This window comes from Paenibacillus sp. 2TAB26 (assembly GCF_052115145.1).
Classification (GTDB): domain Bacteria; phylum Bacillota; class Bacilli; order Paenibacillales; family Paenibacillaceae; genus Pristimantibacillus.
In genome coordinates this window covers 1-424 of sequence record NZ_JBFRGC010000115.1, presented here as the reverse complement: position 1 = coordinate 424, position 424 = coordinate 1, and the positions used below count along the sequence as shown (strand labels likewise).

Sequence of the window (424 nt, the reverse complement as noted above, 5' to 3'; positions counted from 1 at the left end):
ATCTATTCCTGCATACAATTCCTTAAACGCATCAATTTCTTTTAAATGAGCATCACCTAATGCAGCAAGTTTTGTCGCATGTTGTTTATCCAGTTCTGCAAGTCCCTCGCTTCCGCCTTTTGCTAATACATCAATTCTGTCTTGTTTATATTGGTCCTCTAGCGATAGTCTTTCTTGTTCGAATGATCTAAGAGATTTAATTAAATCATCCTGCCTTTTTTGCTCAACTACCCCCTCGGCCTTAATTCCAAGCTCCAAGAACTTCATCCTCTCCGTCATAGCCCCAGTAAAACCTTTTGCTGAACCGAAACTTAAGATTTTATCATATTCGTCCTGTAAGATATCAGCATATTTTTTACTAGTATTTATTTCGGCACCGAAGCGTTCATTAGCAGCTTTCTTACCTAATTCCGTTTTATAGGAT

Annotated in this window: 1 protein-coding gene; it reads right to left on the bottom strand. The window is 38.0% G+C overall.

Going from position 1 to position 424, the window contains the following annotated elements:
• Window positions 1-424 (bottom strand): hypothetical protein (locus AB4Z50_RS36120; RefSeq protein WP_441887317.1); only part of this gene is annotated, 424 nt, incomplete at both ends.